General features: G+C 65.9%; 21 protein-coding genes and 1 tRNA gene. 7 read left to right on the top strand and 15 right to left on the bottom strand.

All coding sequences use genetic code 11. The annotated features are described in order from the left end of the window. Positions 1–84: 84 nt before the first annotated feature. Together glnA and ACXAJT_RS02595 are read right to left on the bottom strand one after the other, a co-directional pair. The gene (glnA, locus tag ACXAJT_RS02600) at positions 85–1491 is read right to left on the bottom strand and encodes a type I glutamate--ammonia ligase (RefSeq protein ID WP_475232670.1); all 1407 of its coding nucleotides are present in this window, start codon (positions 1489–1491) and stop codon (positions 85–87) included. Between the two features lie 100 nt (positions 1492–1591). Further along, positions 1592–1930, bottom strand: coding sequence for a P-II family nitrogen regulator (locus ACXAJT_RS02595; RefSeq protein ID WP_475232668.1), 339 nt, complete (start codon positions 1928–1930; stop codon positions 1592–1594). A gap of 170 nt (positions 1931–2100) precedes the next feature. Between ACXAJT_RS02595 and ACXAJT_RS02590 the strand changes: the two genes are divergently transcribed. Then, on the top strand, positions 2101–3648 hold the full coding sequence (locus ACXAJT_RS02590) for an NAD(P)H-hydrate dehydratase (protein ID WP_475232666.1): 1548 nt from the start codon (positions 2101–2103) through the stop codon (positions 3646–3648). A gap of 33 nt (positions 3649–3681) precedes the next feature. Here the strand turns inward: ACXAJT_RS02590 and ACXAJT_RS02585 are convergent, their stop codons facing one another. Further along, complete coding sequence (locus ACXAJT_RS02585) at positions 3682–4179, bottom strand: Hint domain-containing protein (RefSeq protein ID WP_475232664.1); 498 nt, start codon at positions 4177–4179, stop codon at positions 3682–3684. A 154-nt stretch (positions 4180–4333) separates the two neighbouring features. Here ACXAJT_RS02585 and ACXAJT_RS02580 point away from each other — a divergent pair. Further along, positions 4334–4417, top strand: a tRNA-Leu gene (locus ACXAJT_RS02580). 80 nt (positions 4418–4497) lie between these two features. On the opposite strand, the gene ACXAJT_RS02575 is transcribed toward ACXAJT_RS02580, so the two are convergent. Next, positions 4498–5520: a phosphatase PAP2 family protein gene (locus ACXAJT_RS02575; RefSeq protein WP_475232661.1), complete on the bottom strand. Its 1023-nt coding sequence runs from the start codon at positions 5518–5520 to the stop codon at positions 4498–4500. Between the two features lie 448 nt (positions 5521–5968). On the opposite strand from ACXAJT_RS02575, the gene ACXAJT_RS02570 reads away from it, so the two are divergent. The 3 genes from ACXAJT_RS02570 (at position 5969) to ACXAJT_RS02560 (ending at position 9163) form a co-directional block, all read left to right on the top strand. Next, positions 5969–6955 carry an ABC transporter substrate-binding protein gene (locus tag ACXAJT_RS02570; RefSeq protein ID WP_475232659.1) on the top strand — a complete coding sequence of 329 codons (987 nt, stop codon included), beginning with the start codon at positions 5969–5971 and terminating at the stop codon, positions 6953–6955. Positions 6956–7067: 112 nt separating this feature from the next. After that, complete coding sequence (locus ACXAJT_RS02565) at positions 7068–8108, top strand: ABC transporter permease (protein WP_475232656.1); 1041 nt, start codon at positions 7068–7070, stop codon at positions 8106–8108. A gap of 11 nt (positions 8109–8119) precedes the next feature. Next, complete coding sequence (locus tag ACXAJT_RS02560; protein ID WP_475232654.1) at positions 8120–9163, top strand: quaternary amine ABC transporter ATP-binding protein; 1044 nt, start codon at positions 8120–8122, stop codon at positions 9161–9163. Positions 9164–9637: 474 nt separating this feature from the next. Here the strand turns inward: ACXAJT_RS02560 and ACXAJT_RS02555 are convergent, their stop codons facing one another. Continuing rightward, on the bottom strand, positions 9638–10600 hold the full coding sequence (locus tag ACXAJT_RS02555) for a homocysteine S-methyltransferase family protein (RefSeq protein ID WP_475232652.1): 963 nt from the start codon (positions 10598–10600) through the stop codon (positions 9638–9640). A gap of 166 nt (positions 10601–10766) precedes the next feature. On the opposite strand from ACXAJT_RS02555, the gene fabG reads away from it, so the two are divergent. Both fabG and ACXAJT_RS02545 read left to right on the top strand, forming a co-directional pair. Next, positions 10767–11504, top strand: a complete 738-nt coding sequence (gene fabG / locus ACXAJT_RS02550; RefSeq protein ID WP_475232650.1) for a 3-oxoacyl-[acyl-carrier-protein] reductase — start codon at positions 10767–10769, stop codon at positions 11502–11504. Between the two features lie 216 nt (positions 11505–11720). Next, a complete protein-coding gene (locus ACXAJT_RS02545; RefSeq protein WP_007800270.1) occupies positions 11721–11954 on the top strand; it encodes an acyl carrier protein in 234 nt (77 codons plus the stop codon). A 256-nt stretch (positions 11955–12210) separates the two neighbouring features. Here the strand turns inward: ACXAJT_RS02545 and ACXAJT_RS02540 are convergent, their stop codons facing one another. Genes ACXAJT_RS02540 through ACXAJT_RS02495 form a run of 10 tightly spaced genes read right to left on the bottom strand, consistent with a single transcriptional unit; the run spans position 12211 to position 22871 of the window. Continuing rightward, complete coding sequence (locus ACXAJT_RS02540; protein WP_475232648.1) at positions 12211–13914, bottom strand: thiamine pyrophosphate-requiring protein; 1704 nt, start codon at positions 13912–13914, stop codon at positions 12211–12213. Position 13915: 1 nt separating this feature from the next. Continuing rightward, positions 13916–15274, bottom strand: coding sequence for a TRAP transporter large permease (locus tag ACXAJT_RS02535; RefSeq protein WP_475232646.1), 1359 nt, complete (start codon positions 15272–15274; stop codon positions 13916–13918). After that, complete coding sequence (locus tag ACXAJT_RS02530) at positions 15271–15777, bottom strand: TRAP transporter small permease (RefSeq protein WP_475232644.1); 507 nt, start codon at positions 15775–15777, stop codon at positions 15271–15273. The genes ACXAJT_RS02535 and ACXAJT_RS02530 overlap by 4 nt, the downstream gene beginning before the upstream one ends. Further along, positions 15777–16826: a TRAP transporter substrate-binding protein gene (locus tag ACXAJT_RS02525; RefSeq protein ID WP_475232642.1), complete on the bottom strand. Its 1050-nt coding sequence runs from the start codon at positions 16824–16826 to the stop codon at positions 15777–15779. The genes ACXAJT_RS02530 and ACXAJT_RS02525 overlap by 1 nt, the downstream gene beginning before the upstream one ends. A gap of 43 nt (positions 16827–16869) precedes the next feature. Then, complete coding sequence (locus tag ACXAJT_RS02520) at positions 16870–18318, bottom strand: aldehyde dehydrogenase (protein ID WP_475232640.1); 1449 nt, start codon at positions 18316–18318, stop codon at positions 16870–16872. Positions 18319–18335: 17 nt separating this feature from the next. Next, positions 18336–19070 (bottom strand): ABC transporter ATP-binding protein, encoded by a 735-nt coding sequence (locus ACXAJT_RS02515; RefSeq protein ID WP_475232638.1) that lies wholly within the window; start codon positions 19068–19070, stop codon positions 18336–18338. Next, entirely contained in the window at positions 19063–19791 is a 729-nt protein-coding gene (locus ACXAJT_RS02510) for an ABC transporter ATP-binding protein (RefSeq protein WP_475232636.1), read from the bottom strand. The genes ACXAJT_RS02515 and ACXAJT_RS02510 overlap by 8 nt, the downstream gene beginning before the upstream one ends. Further along, positions 19788–20735 carry a branched-chain amino acid ABC transporter permease gene (locus tag ACXAJT_RS02505; protein ID WP_475232634.1) on the bottom strand — a complete coding sequence of 316 codons (948 nt, stop codon included), beginning with the start codon at positions 20733–20735 and terminating at the stop codon, positions 19788–19790. Before ACXAJT_RS02505 ends, ACXAJT_RS02510 begins: the two co-directional genes overlap by 4 nt. A gap of 4 nt (positions 20736–20739) precedes the next feature. After that, positions 20740–21612 carry a branched-chain amino acid ABC transporter permease gene (locus tag ACXAJT_RS02500; RefSeq protein WP_475232632.1) on the bottom strand — a complete coding sequence of 291 codons (873 nt, stop codon included), beginning with the start codon at positions 21610–21612 and terminating at the stop codon, positions 20740–20742. 44 nt (positions 21613–21656) lie between these two features. Further along, complete coding sequence (locus tag ACXAJT_RS02495) at positions 21657–22871, bottom strand: amino acid ABC transporter substrate-binding protein (RefSeq protein WP_475232629.1); 1215 nt, start codon at positions 22869–22871, stop codon at positions 21657–21659. Between the last annotated feature and the right edge of the window lie 59 nt (positions 22872–22930).

Here is a 22930-nt window from a genome sequence, read left to right as displayed (position 1 = left end):
GCAATCTGGATTTTGAAGGGCGGGATGAAGGCATGAAAAAGGCGCCCGTCGGGGCGCCTTTTCCGATCTTTCCGCAGGGCGGGATCAGCAGCTGTAGTACAGCGCGAATTCCACGGGGTGCGGGGTCATTTCGTAGGCTTCCAGCTCTTCCATCTTCAGAGCGATATAGCCTTCGACTTGGCTCTTGGTGAACACGTCGCCGGCCAGCAGGAAGTCCATGTCGGCTTCCAGCTCTTCGAGCGCTTCACGCAGCGAGCCGCAGACGGTCGGGATCTCTGCGAGCTCTTCCGGCGGAAGGTCGTAGAGGTTCTTGTCCATCGCTTCGCCCGGATCGATCTTGTTCTTGATGCCGTCGAGGCCGGCCATCAGGAGCGCTGCGAAGCACAGGTAGGGGTTGGCCGAGGGGTCGGGGAAGCGAGCTTCCACACGCTTTGCCTTCGGCGATTCGGTCCACGGGATACGCACGCAGCCCGAGCGGTTGCGGGCCGAGTAGGCGCGCAGAACGGGGGCTTCGAAGCCCGGAACCAGACGCTTGTAGGAGTTGGTCGCCGGGTTGGTGAAGGCGTTGAGGGCCTTCGCGTGCTTCAGGATGCCGCCGATGAAGTACAGCGCTTCCTGCGACAGGTCCGCGTATTTGTCGCCTGCGAAGAGCGGCTTGCCGTCCTTCCAGATCGACATGTTCACGTGCATGCCCGAGCCGTTGTCACCCTTGATCGGCTTCGGCATGAAGGTTGCCGAACGGCCATAGGCCTGTGCCACGTTGTGGATGATGTACTTGTACTTCTGCAGCTCGTCGGCCTGTTTGGTCAGGCTGTCGAAGATCAGGCCCAGCTCGTGCTGCGAGGTCGCAACTTCGTGGTGGTGCTTGTCGACCTTCATGCCGAGGCGCTTCATGGTCGACAGCATCTCGGAACGGATGTCCTGGCCGTCGTCCATCGGGTTCACCGGGAAGTAGCCGCCTTTGTAGGTCGGACGGTGGCCCAAGTTGCCCATCTCGAAGTCTGCGTCGGTGTTCCACGCGCCGTGGTCCGCGTCGACCTCTGCCGAGATCTTGTTCGGTGCGACCGAGTATTTCACATCGTCGAACAGGAAGAATTCAGCTTCCGGGCCGAAGAACGCCGCGTCGCCGATGCCCGAGGACTTCAGGTAGGCTTCTGCTTTGGCTGCGGTGCCGCGCGGGTCGCGGTCATAGGCTTCGCCGGTGTCGGGTTCGACGACCGAGCAGTGCAGGCAGAGCGTTTTTTCTGCGTAGAACGGGTCGATATAGCCGCTCTCGAGGTCGGGCATGAGCTTCATGTCGGAAGCTTCGATCGACTTCCAGCCGGCGATCGAGGAGCCGTCGAACATGAAGCCTTCTTCGAGGAAGTCCTCGTCGACCTGGTCGGCCATGACGGTCACGTGCTGAAGTTTGCCGCGCGGGTCGGTGAATCGGATGTCGACGTATGCGACGTCCTCATCCTTCATCAGCTTGAGAACTGCGTCCTTGCTCATTCCCTTCTTCCCTTTCTGTACTTGGGTCCGAATTTTTCGGGTGATTGGCTGCTCCGGGCGCCGCTAGGGCACGCGGAGCGCGGTCGGTCAGGTTCGGCGCTCAGAGAGCGTCGGAACCAGATTCGCCGGTGCGGATGCGGATCGCCTGTTCGACAGGGCTGACGAAAATCTTGCCGTCGCCGATCTTGTCGGTTTTGGCGGCTGCGATGATCGCCTCGACCGCGGCATCCACCTGATCGTCATCGAGAACCACTTCGATTTTCACCTTAGGAAGAAAATCAACCACATACTCCGCGCCCCGGTAGAGCTCGGTGTGGCCTTTCTGACGACCGAAGCCTTTGACTTCGAGCACAGACAGGCCCTGAATGCCTGCATCCTGCAAGGCTTCCTTCACCTCGTCGAGCTTGAACGGCTTGATGATCGCCTCGACCTTCTTCATGGCTGTCTCCTCGTGATCCCGTGTCGGACCCTGCCAGAACACTTCTCATCGGCGTCGACAATCGGATAGGCTGCTGCGGCAGGGAAATATGAGGCGATTTTTGGCATGTGGTTACATTTTGCGCAAGTCGCCGTTTGTATGGGCAGTTTGAAAACTTGCAAAACCAAGCAATGTCAGAGCTTCTGACCAGTGTGCAAATGCGCGAGGTGGAGCGGAGCGCGATCGACAGCGGTGCCTTGCGCGGTGCGGATCTCATGGAGCGCGCCGGGGCGGGCGTCGTGGCGGCAATGGCGCACCGCTGGCCACAGCTTCTGGCGGGCGCGGGGCGGGCGATCGTCTTGTGCGGGCCGGGCAACAACGGCGGCGACGGTTTCGTCATCGCGCGGCTGTTGCAGCAGAAGGGCTGGGAGGTTGAGGTCTTTCTTCTTGGGGAGGCAGAGCGTCTGCCGCCTGACGCGGCGCTCAACCACCAGCGCTGGCACGAATTGGGAGCGGTGACCCCGCTGACGCCCGACGTCGCGCCACGTCTGAGCGGCGGTCAGGGTGTGCTCATCGACGCGCTGTTCGGCACGGGCCTGACGCGCGGCCTCGGGGCCGAAATTGCCGCCTGTCTGGACCGTTTCAGCGGCGCGGACTTTGCGGACTGGCAGCATGTGGCGGTCGATCTGCCGTCCGGGCTCTGCGCAGATTCGGGGCGGGTGTTTGACGCCGAAGGCGATGCGGGCGCGGTGTTTCGCGCCGATCTCACGGTGACCTTCCACAGCGCGAAGCCGGGACATGTGCTGGCAGACGGGCCTGAGTTTTGCGGCGCGCTCGAGGTTGCGTCGATCGGCCTTGGCGCCGCACCGGTGCCGGGCGCCGCGCGTTTGGTCACCGCGCCGAGCCTGCCGCTGGACAAGCGCTCTGGCCACAAGTTCGGCTATGGGCATGCGCTGGTGCTCAGCGGCGGCTTCGGCCGCACCGGCGCGGCCCGGTTGGCGGCGCGGGCGGCGCTGCGGGTCGGCGCGGGGCTGGTCACGCTGGGCGCGCCGGGCGGCGCGCAGATGGAGGTCGCCTCGCAGATTACCGCGCTCATGCTGCGCCGTGTGGAAGAGGCTGAAGATCTGACCACGCTGCTTGAAGACGCGCGGCTGAACGCGCTCTGCCTCGGCCCCGGCCTTGGGATCGACAGAGCGCGGGCGTTGGTTCCGGCGGCGCTGATGGCCGAGCGGGCAACGGTGCTTGACGCCGACGCGCTCAGCGCCTTTGCCGAGGCGCCGGATGTTCTCTTTTCATGTCTCCACAAACGCTGCGTGCTCACCCCGCACGGCGGGGAGTTTGCGCGCGTCTTTCCCGATCTGGCCGAGCGCCTCTCTGCGCCCGCGGCAAAAGGGCCGGCACCATCGCGCATCGATGCCGTGCGCGCGGCGGCCGCGCGAGCCGGCTGCACGGTGCTGCTGAAAGGCGCCGACACGGTGATCGCGGCGCCGGACGGTACGGCTTCGGTGCATGCCGCGGTTTACCAGCGCGCCGCGCCATGGCTGGCCACGGCTGGCGCGGGGGATGTGCTGTCCGGGCTGATTTGCGGCCTCTTGGCGCGTGGCGCGAGGCCGATGCAGGCCGCCGAATCCGCGGCCTATCTCCATGTGGAAGCGGCCCGTAGATTTGGGCCCGGCCTCATCGCCGAGGATCTGCCCGAGGCGCTGCCGCAGGTTCTTCGGGAGGTCACGCCGCTTTAACGGCGCGGCCGGCTTGGCTCTCGGCTTTTGGTGTCAGGCGGGCAGGGGCATCGGGGCGGCCGCCGCCAGTTCCAGCCCGTCTGCATAGAGAATATGTGGCCGCGCGAAGCTGAGGGCGATCAGCAATGCGCGGCGCGGGCCAAGGGCGCGGACGAAGTGTCCATCCTCGATCCGGCGCAGCGGGACCAGCGCCTGCCTTGCACCAAAAAGCGCCGAGGCCCGCCAACCGCGCAGCAGGATCTGTTGGTCGGCGGGAAGCAGCGTGTCTCCGTCGGGGCGCGAATGGCCCAACGACCCGGCGCGGATCGCCGTCATCGCGAGCGTGCTTCGAAACTGGCGCACCCGGCGCAGCACCGCGACACCGCTGTCGCGGGTGATCACCCGGTCGCCCGGAGACAGATATTCCACCGGCAGAGCGCCATCGAGGGTAAGCACCGAGGTGCCAGCCAAGAGGGCGTTCATCGTGCACGAAGAATCGATATGGCGCGCGGGAAGGCTCCCGTCGTCGCGCCGGACCGTTTTCGGTTCCATGGGCGCTGTCCTGCTTTATCACTGCCTCGTTTTGACAGACGTTACGTCAATGGCGCCTTAAAGTCGCGGCTTTTCTCGAAGGTGATTTTTCCTCTCGCCTCCTCTGTGGCTCTTTGCTAGAGATCCGCCGATCCGGGCGCGCAGGCGCCCGAGTGCGGGTGTGGCGGAATTGGTAGACGCACCAGATTTAGGTTCTGGCGCCTTTGGCGTGGGGGTTCGAGTCCCTTCACCCGCACCACTTTGATCTCTTTCAGAAATCCTGAGTCGCCCCGGCCGGCGCCCAAGGGGCGGCGGCGACGTGTCCACGGTTGCGCAACGTCAGCTGCCCTGTGCCTCGCAGGCTGCGGGGGCAGCCACGGTGTCTTGCGGGACGTGGCGCGGGCTGCGGGCGCGCAGGCGCTGCCAGCCCCAGAGCCCGAGCATGGCAAGGATCGAGACATAGCCGTCGATCGCATAGTGATAGCCGCTCCAAACCGACAGCAGCAGGATTGCGGCGGCGAAAGCGAGACCGGGCAGCACCAGCAGGGCCGAGCGTTCGAGACAGTACAGCGTGACGGTGAAGGCCACCGAGACATGTACGGAAGGGAAGGCCGAGATGCCGGTTCCCAGCGCGTGTTTGCCGCTGATGTACATCGACCAGAGAAATTCCTGCACCTGGCCGATGAAGATTTGATCGACGCCCTGCGTGCCCAGCACTTGCCGCAGCTCGGCGAAACGTGCGGTGCCGAGCAGGCGGTCATAGTAGATCGGTCCCACCGAAAGCCCGGCCAGCGCCAGAATGTTGCCGATCAGCAGCCATGCCGCGCCGTAGAGCGTGAGAAAACGGCTCACGCGCGCGCTGTCATTGTCGGTCGCCACCAGCAGCACTGGGAAAAGGAACGCGATCATCAGCCAGGGCAGTTGATAGACTGGCAAGAGCTTCCGCGCCACGTCCGAGCCCAGCGTGTCATCCACCACCCGCCACGCGTCGGTGCCTCCGTGGAGCCATACGTCGAGATCGGCGAGCAGCGGATCGGCGAAATAGGGCAGCAGCGTAGGCATACCCGTTTTGAACAGGGTGAAGCCGGCGTGCATCGCCGCCACACCGAGATAGGCCAGGGTGATCTGCAGTGCGACCATCGGCACAGTCTCTTGCTTGCGGCGCATGGCGTTCAGCAAAGCCAAGATCAGCACAATGCAGAACAGGGTGAACATCTGCAGCGGCAAGCGCGCAACGACGGCCAGCGAGCCTTGCAAGTTGTCGAACACGCCCTCGCGCGTGAGCAGGGCGAACGCCAGCGACGCCGCCGCATAGAGGACCCCGAAGACGAAAAATCGGAACGCCGGTGTTGTTCGTATCATTTGCTCTGCTTTTCTGCGCCTGTTTGGTCTTAGCTGTCCGAGGGCGGCATAAGGACCTGATCCTTCGCAAGTATTTTGACTTTTTCGCGGCAGCCAAGGGGGCCAGTGAGGCGTATGAAGTTCTGTTGCGCCGTCTCAACGGTTTGGGCGCGGAGAGACCGGTCCCGCGAACAGGGGGGGGCAATTTTGCAGCGCAATTTCGCTCGCTGCAGCGATCGATGCGCTTTCGAAATCAACGTGCGCGCAAGCACATAGCGCTTCGCTCGCGTCAACAGGGCAAGTGTTTGCACCTCGCGCCGCGCCGGGTTAGGGGTCGCCTCAATGACCAAAAACGACAAAAAGTGGTCTGTTTGCGCCGCGCCTCTGCGTGTGCATCCGAACCCCCGGGCACCGATGGTGGCCCGGCGTCGTGGTCGAACCCTCCCGAAGACTACAAAGGAGTTTACCCATGCGTAAGCTGACACTCGTTTCCACCGCTCTCGCAAGCTCGCTGATGCTGCCCCTCGCGGCGCAGGCACAGGATGAGGCTGGCCAGTGCGGCGAAGTTTCCATCGCGCAGATGGGCTGGGCCGCCGCCGAGGTGACCACCAATGTCGCGAAATTCATGCTCGAGCAGGGCTACGGCTGCGACGTGAGCCTCGTGCAGTCCGACACCGTGCCGGCAATGACCTCGGTGGCCGAAAACGGCGAGCCGGACGTGATCACCAACCTGTGGATGAACTCGGCGGGCGACGCCTACAAGAAGCTCAAAGAGGGCGGCTCGCTGGTCGAACTGACCTCGGTACTGGAGCCGGGCGGCGTCGAAGGCTGGTGGATCCCCACCGCGCTGGCCGAAGAGCACCCGGAACTGACCACCATCGAGGGCGTGATGGCAAACCCCGAGCTGGTTGGCGGCCGTTTCAACAACTGCCCTGACGGCTGGGGCTGCCGGGTGGTTTCGGACAACCTTGTGCGCGCGCTCGACCTCGAAGGCGCGGGAATCGACGTGTTCAACCATGGCTCGGGCGAGACGCTGGCGACCTCGATGGGCGCGGCGGTCACCGATGGTGAGCCGTGGTTCGGCTACTACTGGGGCCCGACCGTGCCGATGGGCAAATACGACATGACGCAGGTCGAACTGGGCGACTATGACGAGGCCGCCTTCAACAACCTGCAGAACCCCGACACGCCGGATCCGCAGGTCTCGGAATTCCCGGCCGCGCCGATCCTCACCGCCGTGACCGCGGACTTCGCCGAAGAGAACCCGGCCGTGACCGAGTTCTTCCGCAACATGAAGTTCGAAACCTCGACCATGAGCGGCCTGCTGGCATGGCAGGACGAGAACAACGCCTCGGCTGAAGAGACCGCCGTGCACTTCATCACCGCCAACTCCGGCGAGTGGCAGGGCTGGCTGAACGAGGCCGCGCAGGAAAAGCTGTCGCAGCTGCTGCAGTAATCGTATGACCCAAGGGCGCACTGCGCCCGTTCGAACGGGGCCGCAGGGTGCGGTCCCGTTCTTTTCGTTTCACAATTCAGGGCGGGCCCGCTGAGGGTCCGGACATCGATACATGGCAACTTATGACGGTCTTTTCGACACGTTGGGGCTGCGGGATTGGTGCGATGGCGGGGCCAGCGACGGCCCGATGTCCATGGCCGACCTGCTGGCCAAGACCAGCGGGGACGATGCCGCCGCAGCAACGTCGCTGTGGGATCTTCCCTTTCCTTCGCTTGATGCGCTGCACGACGCCTGCGGCGCGATTCCCGAAACCCGTGATCTGACCGAAGGGCTCGAACAGGGCTTTCTCGGCATCCGCGACGCGCTGCGCGTGGTGGTCGACCCGATCACCCAGCCGCTCAGCTGGATGCTGCGCGAGTCGCTGTGGCTGATGACCGAGACGCCGTGGTGGATCATGGTGCCGATCCTGCTGCTGATCTGCTGGGCCGTGACGCGGTCGTGGAAGATCGTTGGCCTCGTGGCCGTCGTGATCGGTCTGCTGGCCTTTGTGGACCATTACACGGTGGCGATGCAGACCCTCGCGATCATCTTCGTCTGCGCCTTCATATGCGTGCTGTTCGGCGTGCCCATAGGTATCGCCATGTCGCGCAGCGACAAGCTGCAGCGCGTGGCGATCCCGGTGCTCGACATGCTGCAGACGCTGCCGCCCTTCGTCTACCTGATCCCGCTGATCTTCCTGTTCTCGGTGACCGAGCCGAAGCTCTACGGCATCGCGGTGATCCTCTACGCCATTGTGCCGGTGGTGCGCCTGACCGACCTCGGCATCCGCCTCGTCGACAAGGACGTGATCGAGGCCGCCGACGCCTTTGGCATGACCAAGAGCCAGAAGCTGTTCGGGGTGCAGATCCCGCTGGCGCTGCCCAACATCATGGCTGGTGTGAACCAGACGATCATGATGAGCCTTGCCATGGTGGTCATCGCCTCGATGGTCTCGGCGCCGGGTCTGGGCATTCTCGTGCTGCGCGGCATCCGCAACCTCGAACTGGGCACCGGGCTTGTCGCGGGCTTTGGCATCGTGGTGCTGGCCATTGCGCTTGACCGTGTGACCAAGGCTTCGCTCGCGCGTATCGACGCCAGCCAATCCAGCCGCTGAAGGAGAGTGACATGACAGACACTGTGAAAGTCTCGATCCGCAATCTTTACAAGATCTTCGGCGAGGACCCGCAGGGCGCGCTCGCCGAGGTGAAGGCGGGCAAGTCGAAGGCGCAGCTGCTGGACGACAGCAGCCACGTTCTGGGCCTCGACGACATCAACGTCGACATGCACGAGGGTCGGATCACCGTCATCATGGGCCTGTCGGGCTCGGGCAAATCGACGCTGATCCGCCACCTCAACCGGCTGATCGAACCCACCGCGGGCGAGGTCATCGTGAACGGCGAGGACATCTTGTCGTTCAATGAGACCCGTCTGCGCAAGTTCCGCCGCGAGAACATGTCGATGGTGTTCCAGAAGTTCGCGCTGCTGCCGCACCGCACCGTGCTGGAAAACGCCGGCATGGCGCTGGCGACGCGCGGCGTGAAGCGCGGCGACTACGAGGCCGAGGCGCAAAAGTGGCTCGACCGCGTGGGGCTCGCGGGCAACGGCGAGCAATACCCGCACCAGCTGTCGGGCGGGATGCAGCAGCGCGTGGGCATCGCCCGGGCGCTGGCGTCGAACTCGGACATCATGCTGATGGACGAGGCCTTTTCGGCGCTCGATCCGCTGATCCGCACCGACATGCAGGACCTGCTGCTGGAGCTACAGGAAGAGCTGCACAAGACGATCATCTTCATCACCCACGATCTCGACGAGGCGCTGAAGCTGGCCGACCATCTTGTGATCCTGAAGGATGGCGCGGTGGTGCAGCAGGGCGAGCCGCAGCACATCCTGCTCAACCCGTCGGACCCTTACATCGAAGAGTTCGTCGCTGACATCAACCGCGCCCGCGTGTTGCGCGTGCGCTCGGTGATGCACAAGGATGTGCCCGCGGGCGAGGTCTTCTCGGGCGACGTGCAGCACACCGACAACCTTGAAAGCGTGATCGCCGCCGCCGGCGGCGAAATGGACCGGCGTTTCCGCGTGCTGCGCGGCGACAAGCCGGTGGGCGTGATCGAGATGGCCGATGTGATGCGCGCGCTGGTGCCGCGTCTGGCGGATGAAGCCGCCTGATCAGGCGCACGTCTGAGGCAAAGCAAAGCCCCGCGGCCGGAAACGGTCGCGGGGTTTTTTGTTGGGCTGGTACAGCCATCGGGGGCCGCAGTCTTCGTGGCCCCCACGCGGCGCGGGGCCAAGTGCGGCCCGTTGACTGCGTGCAAGAAAGGATGAGGGGCCAATGCTCTCAACCCGCAGACGGGGGCGTGGCGCGTTCGCGGGGAACAGCTGCGATCCGTGCGGGGAGGAGGTGTCTCCGGAAGCTGGCGTCGACCTGCGTGGCTGCCTGGCGTTCACGGGGAAGCTGGGGCGCGGCGTGGTCTGGCTTGCGGGAGGTGGATGGCTGGCTGGCGTTTCGGCTGGCTCGCTGTCTTGAGACATCAACTAACCGCCCCGCCATCCCGGCGCAAGAGGGGAGCCGGAAAAATCGTACAAAAACAATTAGTTGAGTGATTTAATCGGATTTCCTGCCAAGCGCAAATGCGTGCAATTTCAGGCAGGTATCGCGCCTTCCCTCGCGGCATGTACCTCGCGGGCAATCAGACGCAGATGCGTGTCCCACGTGCCGCAGCAGCCGCCCCAGATATCAATGTCGGGATAGTGCCGCGCCAGCGCGGCCATCATATGCGCCAGATCCTCCGGATCGCCTTCCTCGATATGGCCCAGCTTGCACAGCGAGACCTTGTCCATCTTAACGGCATTGGGCCGCAGCGAGCGCAATCGTTCCGACCATGCCCCCGGCTCGAGTGCAGGCTGAAATTCCAGCGGGTGCGAGCAGTTGATGCCATAGCTGTCGGGCCGCGCATCGCCGGCTTCGGCGTCGGTGGCCTCGATCGCGTCGCGCAGGCTTGGCCCCGAGCGCAGCCTGTGCGTGCTGTCGAGGGTGAACGACAGGTTGATCGCCAGACCCGCCCCGGCAGCGGCACGGGCCAGCCCGACGGCCTCGGGCACATTGTTGATCGTCGCCGCCCAGACCAGATCGACCTCGCACTCCTTCAGCGTTTGCATCTGCACCGCGTGATAGGTTTCGGCGTCTTCGGCGGTGATGGTCTGGTCGAGCGCATAGGCATCGCCGCGCGGCCCGGCGCAGCCCGCGATGGCGATGCGCGGCAGCTGGCCTGCGTAGGGGCGGGCGACCTCGCGCAGGAAGTCGATGCATTTGTGCTGCATCTCGCGCAGGCCTTCGGCAGAGTACCCCAGCTTCTCTCCCCAGTCGGGGCTCGCGCGATAGTCGAAGCCCGCCATCAGCGCGGCGAACCCATGCTCCGCCGCCGCGTCGAGATAGCGGCGGTACATGTCGCGCAGATCGGTCACGGCGGCGGGCTTGTCCATCAGTTCGAACATCGCGAAGTCACGCAGTGCGTGGCCGTGGCGATAGAGGATCTCGGTCTCGGTGCCGCCCTCGGTGAGATAAAGCAGCCCGTCCTCGCGCGGGAATGCGGTTGCCTTGGCCATGCCGTCCTCCTCCGATCTGCCTGGCTTGCAGGCAGGATAGCACAAAACCGTGGCGCCGCGGCGGCAAGCCTGCGCCGGGCGACGGGTGCTTGCCCTTGCCCGATGGCGGCGGGAATGCCATATCGCCCGGAACGACTTACGGCAAAACGAGAGGGGCACGGGCCTTATGTTCGATCTGACGGGAAAATGCGCGCTGATCACCGGCGCATCGGGCGGCATCGGCGGCGCCATCGCCAAGGCGCTGCACGGGGCGGGCGCCACGGTGGGGCTGTCCGGCACCCGCGAGGCGCCGCTGCAGGCACTGGCGGATGAGCTGGGCGAGCGCGCCTTCGTGCTGCCCTGCAACCTGTCGGACCCCGAAGCGGTGGCGGCGCTGCCCAAGCAGGCGGCCGACGCCATGGGCGCGGTCGATATTCTGGTCAACAACGCCGGCATCACCCGCGACAACCTGTTCATGCGCATGTCGGACGAAGAGTGGCAGTCGGTGCTCGACGTCAACCTCACCGCCAACTTCAAGCTCTGCAAGGGCGTGATGCGCGGCATGATGAAGGCGCGCTGGGGCCGGATCATCAATATCTCGTCGATCGTCGGCGCCACCGGCAACCCGGGGCAGGCGAACTATTCGGCGGCCAAGGCGGGCCTCGTCGGCATGACCAAATCGCTGGCCTATGAGGTCGCCTCGCGCGGCATCACCGCCAACGCCGTGGCGCCGGGCTTCATCGAGACGGCGATGACCGACAAGCTCAACGAGGACCAGAAGTCGGGTATCCTGAGCCAGGTGCCCGCGGGCCGCATGGGCACCGCCGATGAAATTGCCGCAGCGGTGCTCTATCTTTCGAGCGCAGAAGCTGGTTATGTCACAGGCGCGACGCTGCATGTGAACGGCGGTATGGCAATGCTCTGACCGGGTGCCTTCGGGCATCTCGGAAAGCGTTTGCCATCCTGCGCGCGTATGCTATAGGCGCGCAGGAACTTTGACCGGGGAGGGCTCTGCGCTTGCCGGTCGCTCCCGGTCTGCCGGGGTTACGCTGCCCGGTTCCGGGCGGATTGAGCAGCCACCCCGCTGGGGCGAGGGCAAGAGATGGGTCAAATGGCCCAAGGACATTGTGAGGACAGAAGAATGAGCGATATTCCTGATCGCGTGCGCAAGATCGTGGTTGAGCACCTGGGCGTTGAAGAAGACAAGGTGACCGAGAGCGCCTCCTTCATCGATGATCTCGGCGCGGACAGCCTCGACACCGTGGAACTGGTGATGGCCTTCGAAGAAGAGTTCGGCATCGAGATTCCCGACGACGCAGCCGAAACCATCCAGACGTTCGGCGACGCGGTGAAGTTCATCAAGGAAGCCTCCTGAGCTTTTCCGACTCCGTAAACGGAGTTGCAAACGGCGCCCCTTGGGGCGCCGTTTCGCGTTTGGACCTCTGAAGGTTCGCGTAAGGCGGACCCGCGTAAAAGGGGGCGCTGCCCCCTCGCCGCTGCGCGGCTCACCCCCGGCGTATTTTTAAAGAGAAGAAGACCGCCCGGAAGCGAGGCCCGCCGCTTCTTCTCTTTTCCAAATACGCAAACCCGGCGCCGGGGCCAGCGCCGGGTCGGGGTGTCAGCGCGAGGCCTCAGCCCGTGATGCGCACGTTGAGCAGGGCGCAGCGGCGCTCCTCCCGGACCACCTTCAGCGCGGCGTCGAGCGCCGGGCGCAGCGCGTCGGGCGTGGCCACAGCGCGTGCCCATGCATTGCTCGCCTCGGCGACTTTGCAGAAGTCGGGCGAGGGCGAAAGACCGGTGAGCGGCATTTGGTTGGCCCGCCCCGCGGCGCCATCGGGGTAGAGCCCGGTGACGGACGCGCGCACCGCGCCCCATTCGGCGTTGTTGAGGATCACCAGCAGGATCGGCAAGGCCAGCGCCTCGGCGATCTGGTGGCAGGCCACGGGGTTGGCGAACATGTAGCTGCCGTCGCCGAGCGTGGCGACGCAGAGCCGCTCTGGCTCGGCCAGCTGCGCGCCGAGGGCCGCGGGGAAGGACCAGCCGAGCCCGCCGGAATGCGGCTCCTGAAACCACGAGCGGTGCGCGCGCCGCGGCAGCGGGCCGAGCATGGTTCCGAGCTCGGAGAAGACCGACGTTGGGGCGTCCTGCACGTCGAGGGCTTCGCCGAGGATTCGGCTGACCGCGGGCTTGGTGAGGAGATCTCCCTTCGGTCGCGCCGCGTCGGTTAGGGCCAGCCGGGCGCGGGCGGTGGTGTCCGCCAGCCGGGCACGGCGAGGGGCGATGTGATCACCCTTGGGCAACGCCGCCATGGCGGCGATCAGCGCCGGGATCGTGCGGGCATTTTCGCCGGTGATCGACAGGTCCGAGCGGAAGTTGCGCACCGGGAACCGAGAGAAGATCGGGTCGGGCCCCATGTTGACGATCTTGGCGCCCGGACGCGGCGTATGGGCGTCGGGCATCCATGGCGCGAGGCAATCGAGGATCAGCACCACATCGGCCTGCTCCAGCCACGGGCCGGGGTCGGCGCCGACGTGGCAGGGATGGTCGGTGGCGATCGCCAGATGGGTGGCCCACCACGAACAGACCGCGATGCCCCAGTCCTCGGCCCAATCCGCAAAGGCGGCGAAGCTCTCGGCGTCTCCGGCGCCGCGCTGCGCGATGATCAGCGGATGCTCGGCCTCGGCCAGCCAGCGCGCCAGCGTGGCGATCGCCTCGGGGTCCGGCGCCGCCTGCGACGGCGCCATGGACGCGGGGGCCTCCAGTCCTTCGGTGGCGACCTCCTCGCAGAGCACCTCACGCGGGATCGACAGGTAGACCGGGCCCTTGGGCGTGGACCTGGCGATGGCGTGGGCGCGGTCCAGCAGGCCGCCGACCTGCTCGGGGAATTTCAGCTCGTACTCCCACTTGCAGGCCTCGCGCACCAATGCCGCCTGATCGCGCATCTCCTGCCCCCAGCCGATGGGCACGGTGCGGGCGCCGAAGCGGCCTTGCTCGGTGACCGGGGTACGGCCCGACATGAGGATCATCGGGATGTGCTCGCAGGCGGCGTTGATCGCGCCAATGGCGCCATTGGCGAGCCCCACATTGGTGTGCAGCATCACCGCCTGCGGCTTGCCGGTCATCAGCGTGTAGCCATGGGCCATGCCCATGGCGGCGTGCTCATGCGGCATGACCAGCGCTTTCGGCAGATCGATGCCTTCGGCGGCGGCCTGCGCCAGCCCCTCGATGATCGGCGGAAAGTCTGTGCCGGAATTGGCGAAGACATAGTCTACGCCAAGCGCTTTCAGCCGGGGGAAGATCGCCCCCCCCGCGGTGACGGTTGCCTTGTCTTTCATCTCAGCCTCCCAGCAGCGATGGCAGCCAGAGCGTCAGCGCGGGGAAGGCCAGCAGCAGCGCCACCCGCACGAGCTCGGCACAGAAGAAGGGCGCGACGCCCTTGAAGGTTTCGATCATCGGCGTGTCCTTGGCCAGCGCCGAGATGATGAACACGTTCATCCCCACCGGCGGGGTGATCAGCCCCAGTTCGGCGACGATGAGCGCAAGGATGCCAAACCAGACCTTGAGATCCTCGGTGCTCATGGCAAAGCCGGCGCCGTCGGCGGTGGCGTAAAGCCCGCCGTTGATCTCCACCAGCATCGGCCAGAAGAACGGGATCACCAGCAGGATCATCGACATGCTGTCCATCAGGCAGCCAAGCAGGATCAGCGCCACGAGGATCAGCACCATCACCGTCATCGGCGCCATGCCGCTTTCGGCGATCCACAGGGCCGCCTGCTGCGGCAGGCCGATGCGCGACATGAAGATCTTCATCAGTTCGGCACCGAGCAGGATCACATAGATCATCCCCGAGGTGCGGGCGGTGGATTTCAGCGCGATGACCATTTGCGCAAGGCTCAGCTTGCGCTTGGCCATGCCGTAGACCCAGACGAGGAACACGCCCACCGCCGCTGCCGGGGTGGGGTTGAAGAACCCGGCGTAGATGCCGCCCAGCACCAGCCCGAAGATCACCATGACGGGCAGCAACCCGAGGGTCGCCGAGATGAACTCGGAACGGGTCGAGGCGCCGCCCGGCGGGCCCGCCTCGGGGCGGATCAGCACGTAGAGCGCGATCGTCAGGATGAAGAAGATCACCGCGAGGATGCCGGGCAGCATCGCCGCGGCGAACATGGTGACGATATTGGCCTCGACGATCACCGCGTAGACGATCAGCACCACCGAGGGCGGGATCAGGATCCCCAGCACGCCGCCCGCGGCGAGCGAGCCGGTGGCCAGCGATCCGGCGTAATTGTAGCGCTTGAGTTCGGGCAGGGCGACCTTGCCCATGGTCGAGGCGGTGGCCAGCGACGAGCCGCAGACCGCGCCAAAGCCCGCACAGCCGGCGATGGCGGCCATGGCGGTGCCGCCGCGCATCCAGCCCAGCCATGCATTGGCGCCGCGGAACAGCGCGTGGCTCAGCCCGGCAACGGTGGCCAGCTCGCCCATCAGCACGAACATCGGCACGACCGAAAGGTCGTAGATCGAGAACTGCCCGTAGGCGAGGGTCTTCAGCTGGCTCATCAGCAGCATCGGGCCGTTGACCAGCGCGATGCCGACGCCGCCGACAAGGATCATGCCGTAGGCGATAGGAATGCGGATCGCGATCAGCACCACGAGGATGACCAGCGACAGGATGCCGAGGGTGATGGGATCGCTCATCTGCGCACCTCCGACAGGCTTTCGCGGAAGGTAACGGCGGCGGCGGCGATTAGCAGCACCAGCGACACGAGGATCGGCACGAAGGCCCACCAGATCGGCAGCTGAAGGATCGTCGTGGTATAGCTATAGGCCTTCTGGTCGAGCATGCCGAGATACATCCGCCACACAAGGATGCAGGCGAACCCGAAGGCGATCAGCGAGGCGAGCGCGCGCAGCACGGCCAGCACGGGGCCGGGGGCGTTCGCGGTGAAGATATCGGCGGTCACATTGGCGTCCGTCAGTTGGCAGTAGGGCAGGAAGGCAAAGACCGCGACGGCGACGCCCATCTCGGTCAGTTCGAAATCGCCGGGAAAGGGTTTGGCCACCACCGCGCCGACCACCGAGGCGACGTTGACCAGCACGATCGCCAACAGCAGCACGCCGCCGAGCAGCGCCCAGAGGGTGACAATGCGCGCGACCGCAGCGGAAACTCCGCTGCGGCCCTCTACTTCTGTCGCGAACATCAGTTGCTCATGCCCGCGTCGGCGTTCTTCTCGATCAGCTCACGCGCGGTCTCGACCATCGCGGCACCGTCGATGCCCTTGCCCGTGACGTCTTCGATCCAGCGATCGACCACCGGGGTCAGCGCCTCTTCGAAGGCCGCGGTCTCTTCTTCGGTGAGCGTGACGTGGGTGTTGCCCGCGTCGGTCGCCACCTTGATGCCCCGCTCGTCGATGTCGCGCCAGATCCTGCCAACCTCGGCCAGCCACTCGCGCCCCGAAGCGTCTTGGAAGGCCTGCTGCACGTCTTCGGGCAGGCTGTCCCAGCGCGCCTTGTTCATCGACACCTGAAAGGTGGTGGTGCCAAAGCGGGTCTTGTCGGCGCCCTCGATCTGGTATTGCGTCTGGTCTTGAATCTTCAGCGCCGGGATGATCTCCCACGGGATGAAGGCACCGTCGACGACCTTCTTCGACAGCGCCTGCGGCAGGTCCGGCACCGGCATCGACACCGGCGACGCGCCAAGCGCCTCGATCACCCATGCGCCGGTGCGGGTGGGAATGCGCAGCTTCAGCCCTTCGAGGTCGGAGGGGCTGCGCACCTCGGTGTCCACGGTGTGGATCGCCTGCCCAGCGTGGACGTGGATGAACATTGGCTCGACGCCCTTGTAATCCTCGGCGAGATGCGCGTCGTACATATCGGCGAGGGCGAGGTTCGCCGCCACCGGATCATTGGTGTAGACGAAAGGCAGTTCCATCACCTCGGTGCGCGGGAACAGGCCCGGGGTGTAGCCGTTCACCGTCCAGATCAGATCCACCACGCCGTCACGCACCTGATTGATCAGTTCCGGCGGACGCCCGCCGAGCGTCATCGAGGGGTAGATCTCGATCTTCACGCTGCCGCCCGAGTTCTCCTCGACCGCGCGGGCCCACGGCTCGAGCATGTCGGTCTGCGCCGGCGACTTGGCGCCGAGGAAATGGTGCAGCTTGAAGACGTGCTCCTGCGCCCATGCGCCGCTTGCCGCTGCGCTGAGGGCGAGGGCCGCGACTGCGGTTCTTGCCAGATTGAGTTTCATGTTTTCTCCTCCCAGAAAAATTCCGACATGATCCCTCCCCGGATCAGATCGGGTAGTGCAGATCGCCGTCCTGCGTGGTCAGCCAGCGCAGTTCGGTGAACTCGGCGATCCCCCAGGTGCCGCCAAAGCGACCGTAACCTGAATCCTTCACCCCGCCGAAGGGCATTTGCGCCTCGTCGTGCACGGTAGGGCCGTTGACGTGGCAAATACCACTCTCGATGCGGCGGGCGACGGCCATGGCGCGGGCTTGGTCTTGGCCGAAGACCGCCGCCGACAGGCCGAACTCGCTTTCATTGGCCACGCGCACCGCCTCGTCGACGCTGCCCACGCGGATGATCGAGGACACCGGGCCGAAGCTTTCCTCGGCGTAGAGCCGCATCTGCGGCGTCACGCCATCCAGCGCCGCAGCGTTGAGGATGGTGCCCGAGCCGCCGCCGCCGATCAGCCGCGCGCCCTTCTGCACGGCGTCCTCGATGAGGTCGCGGATGCGGTCGGCGGCGCCCATGTTCACAAGGCTGCCGAGCGGCGCCTTGCCCTCGCGCGGATCGCCCGCGGTGAGGCTTTCGACCTTCTCGGCAAAAGCGGCGACGAAGGCGTCGGCGATCTCATCCATGACGATGATGCGCTCGGTCGACATGCAGATCTGGCCTTGGTTCATGTAGGCGCCAAAACCGGCAGCCGCGACGGCGGCGGGGATGTCGGCGTCATCGAGAACGATGAACGGCGCCTTGCCGCCCAACTCCAGCAGCGAAGGCTTCAGATGCCGCGCCGACAGTTCGGCGACGATGCGGCCCACGCGGGTCGAGCCGGTGAAATTGACCCGGCGCACGGCGGGATGGGCGATCAGCGTCTCGACCAACTCCGGCGCATCCTCTGGGGCGTTGGAGATGGCGTTGACCACGCCCTTGGGCAGCCCCGCCTCCGAGACCGCCTCGAGGATCAGCGCATGGGTGCGCGGGCACAGCTCCGAGGTCTTCATCACCACGGTGTTGCCGCAGGCCAGCGGCGTTGCGATCGAGCGCACGCCAAGGATCACCGGCGCGTTCCATGGCGCCATGGCCAGCACCACGCCCGCCGGCTGGCGCACGGCGTAGGCGGTGGAGCCGGGCCGGTTCGAGGGCACGATCTCGCCCTTGATCTGGGTGGTCAGGCTGGCGGCTTCGAGCAGCATGTCGGCGGCGAGCATGACGTTGAACCGGGCCCATGCCTCGGTCGCGCCGATCTCGGCCTTCATTGCGGCGACGATGTCGTCGCCGCGCGCGGCCAGCGCCTCCGAGGCTTTGATCAGCAGCTTGCGGCGCAGGCCGGGGGCCACGCCGGCCCACTCGGGGAAAGCCGCAGCGGCGGCATCCACCGCGCGGATGGCATCGGCCTTGCTGGCGGCGGCGGCGCGGGTGGCCACCTCGCCGGTGACCGGGTTGGCGCGTTCGAATTCGCGGGTGTCTTCGGCGGCGACGTGTTCGCCATCGATAAAGAGGTTGAGGCTGTCCATGCCTGTCCGTCTCCTGGTTAGGTGATTTCAGTGTCGAGCGGCTCGGTCGTGCCGCCCAGAAAGGCGCGTTGCACCGCTGCGTCGGTCTGCAGGTCGGCGGCGCTGCCGCCGCCCACCACGCGCCCGGCTTCCAGCAGGTAGCCGCGGCTGGCGAGCGCAAGGCTGGCGCGCACGTTCTGTTCCACGATCAGCAATGTGAGCCCGGTCTCGCGGATGCGGCCAAGGGCGGCAAACACCTCCTTTGTCACGATCGGCGCAAGGCCGAGGCTCGGCTCGTCGAGCAACAGAAGATCGGGGTTCGACATCAGCGCGCGGGCGATGGCGACCATCTGCTGCTCGCCGCCCGACATGGTGCCGACCAGCTGCTTCTGCCGCTCGGCAAGGCGCGGGAAGAGGTCCAGCACCTCGCGGCTTCGTTTGTCGGCGCCACCGCGCGCGCGGGCCGGGTGACAGCCGAGCGCGAGGTTGTCGGCCACGCTCATGCGGGCAAAGATGCCGCGGCCCTCGGGCACCAGTGCGATGCCGCGCTCGACGATCTCATGCGCGGGCACCTGTGCCAGATCCTGCCCCTCGTGGCTGATGCTGCCCGAGGCGGGGCGGACCGTGCCGCCCACCGCCTTCAGCAGCGAGGATTTGCCCGCGCCGTTGGCGCCGAGGATCACCACGCATTCGCCCTTGTCCACCATCATGCTCACGCCGTCGAGCGCCGTGTGCTTGCCGTAGGTGAGGCGCAAGTCGTTGATCTCAAGCATCCTCTTCTCCCAGATAGGCGGCGACCACATGCGGGTCCGACAGGACCTCGTTTGTGGCGCCGTCGGCGATCAGCGTGCCCGAGTTCATCACCGCGCAGCGCGGGCAGAGCGCGCGCACCGCGTCCATGATGTGCTCGACCATGATGATGGTGATGCCGGTCTGTTCCAGTTCGCGGATGAGCCTTATGCCCTCGTGCAGCTCGGTCGGGTTGAGCCCGGCCAGCCACTCGTCGAGGAGCAGCAGCTTTGGCGCGGCGGCCAGCGCGCGCGCCAGTTCCAGCCGTTTCTGGTCGATGTAGGTCAGTTCCGAAGCCTGCTGCCCGGCGCGGGCGTTGAGCCCCACCATGTCGAGGCACTCGGCCACCTGCGTCTTCAGCGCGCGGCCCCAGAGCCGCTCGGGGCCGAAGGCGGCGGGCACCATGACGTTCTCTTCGAGCGTCAGCGACGGCAGGATCTTCACCAGTTGGAAGGTCCGTGCCACCCCCGCTCTCGCGATGCGATGGGGCGGGGCGCCGGTCATCTCCTTTCCACCGATGAGCAGCGCCCCGTCCGAAGGTTTCAGCGCCCCGGAAATGAGGTTCATCAGAGTGGTCTTGCCCGAGCCGTTCGGCCCCAGCAGCCCCAGAACCTCGCCACGCCTGACGGTGAGCGATACGCCATTCACCGCCGTCAGCCCGCCGAACCGCTTGGTCAGCCCTTGGGTTTCCAGAAGCACGCTCATGCGCTTGCCTCCTTTGCCGGTTTGGGCGGCGCAGTGCCGTTGCCTTCCTTGCCGCGGTGGCGGAAGCGCTCCAGCGCCGCCAGCACGCCGTCGGGCAGGGCGTAGACCACCGCCATGAACATCAGCCCCAGCAGGATCGAGAAGTGATCCGGGAAGCGCGCCGAGAGCCATTCGAAGAGCAGGAACAGCGGCACCGCGCCACAGAGCGGCCCCCAGAGCCGCGTGGCTCCGCCAAGCAGCGCCATGATCACCGTCAGGAAGCTGACCGTCGGATTGAAGACGATCGACGGCTCCACATAGACCCAGCGCGGGGCCTGGATCGCGCCGACCAGCGTGATGACCACCGAGGAGGCGACGAAGAGCACCAGCTTGGTGCGGGCGAGGTTGATCCCCGAATGCGCCGCCACAGTCTCGTCATCGCCGATCACCCGCAGCGCGAGGCCAAGCCGCGAGCGCCGGATCCATGCCGAGAGCGCCAGCGTTGCCGCGCCGAGCGCGAGCAGCTGCCAGTAGATGTGCTTGGCCTCCAGATCGAGGAAGATGTAGCGGCCCAGCGTGCCGGTCACATTGACCTCGAACCAAGTGATCAACTGGCGCACCAGTTCGGCGAGGCCGAAGGTGAAAATCACGAAGTAGATGCCCGCAAGGCGCAGCGTCGACAGGCCCACCAGCAGCGCCATCGTGGCGCCGATCCCGGCGGCGCAGAGCAGCACCAGCGGGTAGGGCAGCACCTCGTTCAGCACCGCCACCGTGTAGGCACCGACGCCGAAGAAGGCGACCGTGGCCAGAGAGATGTAGCGCGTCGGCCCCGAGAACATCGCCCAAGCGGTGGCCAGCGTCACGTAGCCCGCGAGGCCCACCAGCATGCCGGTGCCATAGTCGCCAAAGACCAGCGGCAGGGTCGCGAGGGCCGCAAGGCCGAGGGCGGCAAGGATGTACATCATGGTCTCAACCCCCCGCCTTGCCGAACAGCCCCGTCGGCCGCCAGAGCAGCACCGCAAGGAACATCGTGTAGGTGGCGGCCATGGTCAGCCCCGGATCGATGAAGGCGGCAACGAAGGTCTCGGCCAGCCCCAGCAGCAGCCCCGCGATCAGCGCGCCGAGGATATTGCCGACGCCGCCCATGATCACCACGATCAGCGCCTTCATGGTGAAGACCACGCCATCGGTGGCCGAAAAGGTCTGGAACATCGAGACCAGCGCACCGCCGGCGGCGGCCAGAGCGCCGCCCAAGGCAAAGCCCTGACGTCCCAGCTTGCCCACGTCGATGCCGACGAGGTAGGCCGAGCCCGGCGCCAGCGCCACGGCGCGCAGCGCGCGGCCCCAGCGGGTGCGGATCAGCACAGCGTAGAGCCCGAAGCCGAGGGTCAGCGACACCACGAAGGCGATCAGCCGATTGGCGGCGATGGTGGTGCCAAGGATGCCGATGCCGCGGTCGAGATAGCTGTAGGAAGTGAAGTCGCTGCCGAAGGTCACCAGCATCAGCCCCTGCACGACGAACAGCAGGCCGAAGGTGGCCAGAATGGTGTCGACCTCCAGCCGCCCGCCGCCGCCGGATCGCTTGATCAGTGGGCGCATCATGACAGTGTGGATGATCCAGCCAAGCGCGTAGCCCAGCGGCACGACAATCAGCAGCCCCCAGAGCGGGCCGAGGCCCCAGCTGGTGAACATCATGGTCACCGCGAAACAGGCCAGCAGCATGAACTCGCCGTAAGCAAGGTTCATGATCCGCGCGATGCCGTATTGCAGCGACAGTCCCAGCGCCAGCAGCGCGTAGGTGCCGCCCAGCACCAGCCCAAGAAAGAGAGTGGAGAGAAACATCTGAAATCCTCAGACGAGGCGGGCGCAAGGCCCGCCACCGCCGATCACCATTCGGGTTTCGGGATGACCGGATCGGCCGCGCCGTCGCGGTCCGCCGGGCTGACAGCGACGAAATCCTCGCCCTGCCATTGGCCGACCCACCACAGTTGCCGCAGTTGGTTGTCCTCCAGCGTCACCTCGCCGATCACCGTCTCGAAGGTGCCGGTCGACAGCTCGTCCGCCAGCGCCGCGTGGTCGAGACCGACGCGCTTCACCGCCTCTTCCAGCATCTCCAGCGAGGCATAGGTGATGGCGCTGGCCCAGCTGTCGGGCGCGGCGCCTGTGGCCTCGGTGTGCTTGGCGAAATACGCCTCGATGGCGGGGCTGGAGGCGTCGACGCCGCCGATCGACATCACGCCCTCCTGCCTGCCTTCGGTGATTTGGCCATAGACCGGAAACGCGCCGCCGACGCCGATGTAGAACACCTTGGGGTTGAAGCCCACGGTCATCGCCTGCTTGGTCACGCCGAAACTGCCGGGCGGGTAAGAAAAGGCGACGAAACTGTCGGCGCCCGAGCCCTGCACTTCGTTGAGGATCGCGGCGAAGTCCGAGGTGCCCAGCGGATAGCTTTCGTCATAGACCAACTCGAACCCGGCCTCTTCGAAGGCAGGGCGGGCGGCTTTCACCAGATCGATGCCAAAGCCGTCGGCCACCGAGATCATTGCCACCTTGTCGTTGATCGTGCCGGCTTCCTTGGCGGCGGCCAGCGTCTCGACCAGCGCGGTGGCGTAGTCATGCCCGCCGCCGAGCATCCAGAACGAGCGCTCCCAACGTTCGGCAAATTCCGGGGCCTTGTCGGTCACCGAGGTGACGGCCAACTGCGGATAGCCGAAACGGTCCATCAGCGGCGCGATGGCGAGATTCCCGCCGGTGCCCCATGGCGGCAGGATCAGGTCGACCTCGTCTTGGGTGGCGAGCCGTTCGATGGCGCGCACGAGGTCCTCGGCGCTGGAGCGGTCGTCGTATTCCACCACTTCGATCGGGCGTCGGGTGCCGTCGGGCATTTCGAGCCCGCCCGCGGCGTTCACTTCGCTCACCCACAGTTCGTAATTGGGGATCGTCGTGATGCCCGCGCCGGTGGCGCTGGGGCCGGATTTCGACACGGCATAGCCGATGGTGACCGGTTCTTCCTGTGCCGCGAGCGGCGCGCCAAGCGCCAGCGCCGAGACCATGGCAAGCGGCAGCGCGCGCAGCAGGGCGCGCCTCGAATTGTGTAACATGCAGTCCTCCCGTTGATGCCTTTCGGGCATCCCATTGCGCCGCAGGCGTGCCCCTCTTC

This window comes from Salipiger sp. ABF4_146, assembly GCF_056161345.1.
Note: the sequence above shows the minus strand (reverse complement) of the source record. Positions and strands in the feature narration are given on the sequence as shown.

Bases quoted from the DNA above. Each gene is read 5' to 3' on its own strand.
- ACXAJT_RS02495 (WP_475232629.1), bottom strand. From the start codon at position 22,871: ATGTTACACAATTCGAGGCGCGCCCTGCTGCGCGCGCTGCCGCTTGCC.
- ACXAJT_RS02505 (WP_475232634.1), bottom strand. From the start codon at position 20,735: ATGATGTACATCCTTGCCGCCCTCGGCCTTGCGGCCCTCGCGACCCTG.
- ACXAJT_RS02510 (WP_475232636.1), bottom strand. From the start codon at position 19,791: ATGAGCGTGCTTCTGGAAACCCAAGGGCTGACCAAGCGGTTCGGCGGG.
- ACXAJT_RS02585 (WP_475232664.1), bottom strand. From the start codon at position 4,179: ATGGAACCGAAAACGGTCCGGCGCGACGACGGGAGCCTTCCCGCGCGC.
- ACXAJT_RS02525 (WP_475232642.1), bottom strand. From the start codon at position 16,826: ATGAAACTCAATCTGGCAAGAACCGCAGTCGCGGCCCTCGCCCTCAGC.
- ACXAJT_RS02570 (WP_475232659.1), top strand. From the start codon at position 5,969: ATGCGTAAGCTGACACTCGTTTCCACCGCTCTCGCAAGCTCGCTGATG.
- ACXAJT_RS02515 (WP_475232638.1), bottom strand. From the start codon at position 19,070: ATGCTTGAGATCAACGACTTGCGCCTCACCTACGGCAAGCACACGGCG.
- fabG (WP_475232650.1), top strand. From the start codon at position 10,767: ATGTTCGATCTGACGGGAAAATGCGCGCTGATCACCGGCGCATCGGGC.
- ACXAJT_RS02590 (WP_475232666.1), top strand. From the start codon at position 2,101: ATGTCAGAGCTTCTGACCAGTGTGCAAATGCGCGAGGTGGAGCGGAGC.
- ACXAJT_RS02500 (WP_475232632.1), bottom strand. From the start codon at position 21,612: ATGTTTCTCTCCACTCTCTTTCTTGGGCTGGTGCTGGGCGGCACCTAC.
- ACXAJT_RS02565 (WP_475232656.1), top strand. From the start codon at position 7,068: ATGGCAACTTATGACGGTCTTTTCGACACGTTGGGGCTGCGGGATTGG.
- ACXAJT_RS02535 (WP_475232646.1), bottom strand. From the start codon at position 15,274: ATGAGCGATCCCATCACCCTCGGCATCCTGTCGCTGGTCATCCTCGTG.
- ACXAJT_RS02545 (WP_007800270.1), top strand. From the start codon at position 11,721: ATGAGCGATATTCCTGATCGCGTGCGCAAGATCGTGGTTGAGCACCTG.
- glnA (WP_475232670.1), bottom strand. From the start codon at position 1,491: ATGAGCAAGGACGCAGTTCTCAAGCTGATGAAGGATGAGGACGTCGCA.
- ACXAJT_RS02530 (WP_475232644.1), bottom strand. From the start codon at position 15,777: ATGTTCGCGACAGAAGTAGAGGGCCGCAGCGGAGTTTCCGCTGCGGTC.
- ACXAJT_RS02595 (WP_475232668.1), bottom strand. From the start codon at position 1,930: ATGAAGAAGGTCGAGGCGATCATCAAGCCGTTCAAGCTCGACGAGGTG.
- ACXAJT_RS02520 (WP_475232640.1), bottom strand. From the start codon at position 18,318: ATGGACAGCCTCAACCTCTTTATCGATGGCGAACACGTCGCCGCCGAA.
- ACXAJT_RS02555 (WP_475232652.1), bottom strand. From the start codon at position 10,600: ATGGCCAAGGCAACCGCATTCCCGCGCGAGGACGGGCTGCTTTATCTC.
- ACXAJT_RS02540 (WP_475232648.1), bottom strand. From the start codon at position 13,914: ATGAAAGACAAGGCAACCGTCACCGCGGGGGGGGCGATCTTCCCCCGG.
- ACXAJT_RS02575 (WP_475232661.1), bottom strand. From the start codon at position 5,520: ATGATACGAACAACACCGGCGTTCCGATTTTTCGTCTTCGGGGTCCTC.
- ACXAJT_RS02560 (WP_475232654.1), top strand. From the start codon at position 8,120: ATGACAGACACTGTGAAAGTCTCGATCCGCAATCTTTACAAGATCTTC.